The organism is Chitinophaga sp. (assembly GCF_035564935.1).
Classification (GTDB): Bacteria; Bacteroidota; Bacteroidia; order Chitinophagales; family Chitinophagaceae; genus Chitinophaga.
Map to the genome: position 1 here is coordinate 1 of NZ_DATMTE010000654.1, position 4,179 is coordinate 4,179.

The following is a 4,179-nucleotide window of genomic DNA, read 5'->3' on the forward strand; positions in this document are numbered from 1 at the left end:
CGGAACACTGGCCAATGTAAGAGGATGATCATGATGTGTTTTTGCAAGATCAAAGGCTTTGCGGATACAGGTAAGCATTCCCAATGCCAGCACATCTATCTTAAGAAATCCAAGTACATCAATATCATCTTTGTTCCATTCGATACAGGTCCTGTTTTCCATTCGTGCATTCAAAATAGGGCACAGGTTGGAGAGCGCTCCTTTTGTAATAACAAATCCACCGGTATGTTGCCCAAGCTGACGGGGAAATCCAATAAACTGCCGTGTGAGTTCCAGCATTTTCTGCAGATGCGGATCACGTGGATCAAACCCCTGCTCTGCCAGGCTTTCTCCATCCGGTTCATCGGATGTAAACTCCCATACGGAGCCGGAAAGACGGCTAATAGTATCTACAGATAGCCCCATTGCTTTACCTACATCACGGATAGCGCCTTTTTGCCGTTGCTGGGTAACGGTAGCAACAATGGCTGCACGGTCACGGCCATACTTTTCGTAAATATATTGGATCACTTCTTCCCGGCGCTCATGTTCAAAATCCACATCAATATCAGGCGGTTCATTCCGGGCTGAGGAAATAAAACGTTCAAACAGCAAATCAATTTTTGTAGGATTCACAGCAGTAATACCCAGGCAATAACATACTGTGGAATTTGCGGCTGAACCACGGCCCTGGCAAAGGATTCCCTGCTGCCGGGCAAAACGTACAATATCATATACGGTCAGGAAATAAGACGCATAATTCATTTCTTTTATGAACGAAAGTTCATGAAGAATTGATTCGGTAATTTTCTTCGGAATATCATCACCGAAGTATTCCTTGGCGCCCTGCCATGCCAAATGGGTGAGTTCCTCCTGCGGAGTGCGGCCTTCGCTGGTGATTTCTTCCGGGTAAATATATTTAAGTGAATCGAGTGAAAACCCACAACTCTCCGCTATCTCTTTTGTACGTAGAATGGCATCCGGATATTGACGGAAGAGCCGTATCATTTCTTCCTGAGGTTTTAAATATCTTTCAGCATTTTCATGCAAACGATAGCCGGCAGTATAAATGGTACATTTCTCCCTTATGCATGTCACAATATCCTGCAGCTGCCGGCGTTCAGGAATATGATAATGTACATCGCCGGTAGCCACCAAAGGGATGTTATATTTTGATGAGAACTGTGACAGGCGATGTAATTTCTTAAAATCATCTCCCTGGTAGGAGCGGGTGGCGGAGATATATAAATCCTTTCCCAGCGCCTCCTTGTACTCTTTTATGGCTTTGTTGAAGGAGATATCAAATTCAAATTGTTCATTCAACATGGCAGGAGCCAAGGCAATAAATTTCATTCCTGCAGCATGTTCAAATACATCTGCTTTATACAAATGACACAAGCCTTTTTCTGTTCTCAGGTTGCCTTTGGTAAGTAACATGGAGAGACGCCCATATGCCTGCGTATCTGTAGGATAAGCCAGCAATGACGGGCCATCCAGCAGATCCAACCGGCAGGCAGGGATAATACGTATGCCCCTGCTCCTTGCAGCAGCATGGGCCCGAACAATACCTGCCAGACTGTTGCGGTCTGTAATGGCTAATTCTTTATAACCCAGAGTGGCAGCCTGCTCCACCAACTCTTCCGGGTGCGATGCTCCTCTTAAAAAGCTGAAGTTGGTAGTAATCTGTAATTCTGTGTAACTCATATCTCCTCATTTTCTCACGCAAAAAAGCCATGTATAAACCAGGAATAAGATTTGTTCCCCGTATAATGCCCCAGCCTGAAGATCCAATAGCGGCCACCTGCTTCATCTTCTACTACGTAGTAATCCCGGTGTTGTCCTTCCCGTAGCCACCATTCACTTTCAATCCGCTCAGGCCCATCTGCTTTCTTTACTTTATGCACTTTGTTTTTATAACGAAAATGCATAGGTGGATAATCCGGTATGGGTGCTGCTACTTCTATTGGTTCGGGTTTGGAAAGCAACTGGATAGGGCGGGGGCGGCCTGTTTTCCAGGAGGCAGTTGTTTTTTCGCTAAGACTGCTCACTGCTTTAACAGACCATTCGGGCCAGTGATGTTCAGCCGGCAGGTAGCGGCGAACAGTTCCTTTGCCGGTTTTACTTTCCAACCGGTCGATCAGTTCTGCAATGCTTACATCTTCCAGTCCTCCTGCAGCATTCCAGAATGTTTCCTGTAACGGGCGTACATCTTCCACTACAGCTGCTTCCAATATAAACAGTTCAATCCCCAGATCTGGTTTAAGTGCCGGTATACCAGATTCAAATAACCTGAACAGGTGGCCCACGTTATGTGATGGATGTCCGGTACCGATGTCCAGTTGCTCAATACCACCATCTACTTTATAACATTTAAACTGAGCGCTGCGAAGCCCTTTCTCTTCCTGGCGAAGGCGCTGACAAAGCATCTCTAATAATCGCCTCAGTGCTATTTCAATACCTGTACCTGTAACAATAGGTTCCAGGCATGGCAGCCGTTCCTGGTAAGGCTCAACCGGCAGTAAGGGCTGGATCACTTCATTTTCCAGTCCAGTAAACTGATCAAGACGCATTAGCAGCTCCTGGCCAAAGCGACGACGCAGCACAGTACGAGGCATATCCACAAAACTTCCTGCCTGGCGTAAACCCAATTTTATCAATCGCTCACAAATGCCTGGTTCCAGTCGTAATGCAGCGGGCGGCATTTCCCTTAATACAACGGATTGTTCACCGGTGGGTACAATTGCAGATGTTGCCCCAAAGCGGGACACCGCCCATGCGGCTCCTATAGTACCGGCCATTCCGGTGCGTACCTGGTACCCGATGCGAGTAAGCCGGTTTACTATATCTTCCATGTATAATTGCTCGCCACCCCAAAGATGTGCACAGCCTGTAACGTCCAGTATAAGCCCGTCCGGAAGGTCCGTTGCGGTTACAGGTGTAAAACGGACAGCCCATTCCCCGAGAGCACTCAGGATACGGCCTGATTGTCCTGGCTTATCATCAATTACCTGCAGGTTACCTATAAGTGCCCGTGCATCTGCCACCGCCATTCCTTTTGTAATCCCCTGCGCCTGGGCAGCCATACTGGCTGCCGTAACAATCATGCGTCCATGATCGGGCATGGCCAGTACAAAAGCCTGATCCCGTAAAACCGGGCGGCAACGGATTAACCAGTCCGTCATCAGGTGGGGGAACCATATAGCAATAAAACGCCTCGACATACTACCCGATTTTGCGGATCAACGCCGGTTGTACCAATGGCAAATGCTCAGCCGCCAACCGGAACCTGCCGGAAAACCATTCTATCTGCCATACACCGGGCTTACCATTACGGATCTTCAGCAGTTCCACATTCCATCGGGGAAATCCTACACCAGGCATGCCTTCTTCCGGTTCGCTTGTTAATGGTGCAATACGCCAGCGGGCAACACAGGTGGTAGTATTCAAAGCGGCAGCTTCCCGGCGAAGAATAAATCCTGTTACCCTGCTCTGCTCTACGGCCAGTTGCAGGCGCCTGGAAGCCGTAAAACTGATTTCTTTCACTTCCCCGATAACAGCAGCCAGTCCTTCGCATTTCAATGCTTCTTCCATTGCCCAGAGCACATCTTTTTCACGTTCCAGGTCTACAAAAATGATCCGTTCAGGTGCTATTCCAAAGGCTTTCAATGCCGGCGGGAAAAGTGTACGGCGGGTACTGATCCATATACAGGCGCCGCCACCTTGCATTAATGCATTCAGTAATCCACTTATAAATCCGGCGGTAGCTGCAGCATGTTCTGCTGCCGTATTCACAAACTCATGTATCACACCGGTTGGAAATATTCCATTTGGAAAAGCTGCTGAAATCCGCCCAAGCCCCATATCCACACTCGTACTGCTGGCTTGTTTAAAGCCTTGCAAAAGGAGAATATCCCTTTGCAGGCCGGCAATGATAGCTGCTTTTTCTGCTGGCATAGTTAACAGCTGTTTTAATATTTAAAACTAATTTATTTAGCAATAATACTAAATTAGTTAGTAATTCACCAATATTCTTTCCAACAATATGTAACTAAATAAGAGCTGATATACTATGATGTAGATAACCCCGAAAAGCGTTAGAAATAATAACATTTTCGTATTGTCGTTAACGTTAGTATTCCCGGTAGCGCTTTATTATCAATATTTCTTTTGAAAAATGTAATTTTAATTACCTGATCAGAA

The 4,179-nt window shown here is 46.7% G+C and carries 3 protein-coding genes; all 3 read right to left on the reverse strand.

All coding sequences use genetic code 11. The features are described from left to right. The coding region (locus tag VN105_RS16855) for a PHP domain-containing protein (RefSeq protein WP_325642697.1) at positions 1 to 1,683 on the reverse strand (1,683 nt) is incomplete at its 3' end. Between the two features lie 14 nt (positions 1,684 to 1,697). Further along, positions 1,698 to 3,200 (reverse strand): DNA polymerase Y family protein, encoded by a 1,503-nt coding sequence (locus VN105_RS16860; protein ID WP_325642698.1) that lies wholly within the window; start codon positions 3,198 to 3,200, stop codon positions 1,698 to 1,700. A 1-nt stretch (position 3,201) separates the two neighbouring features. After that, the gene (locus VN105_RS16865) at positions 3,202 to 3,933 is read right to left on the reverse strand and encodes an Error-prone repair protein ImuA (RefSeq protein WP_325642699.1); all 732 of its coding nucleotides are present in this window, start codon (positions 3,931 to 3,933) and stop codon (positions 3,202 to 3,204) included. Positions 3,934 to 4,179: the final 246 nt, after the last annotated feature.

Bases quoted from the DNA above. Each gene is read 5' to 3' on its own strand.
- VN105_RS16865 (WP_325642699.1), bottom strand. From the start codon at position 3,933: ATGCCAGCAGAAAAAGCAGCTATCATTGCCGGCCTGCAAAGGGATATT.
- VN105_RS16860 (WP_325642698.1), bottom strand. From the start codon at position 3,200: ATGTCGAGGCGTTTTATTGCTATATGGTTCCCCCACCTGATGACGGAC.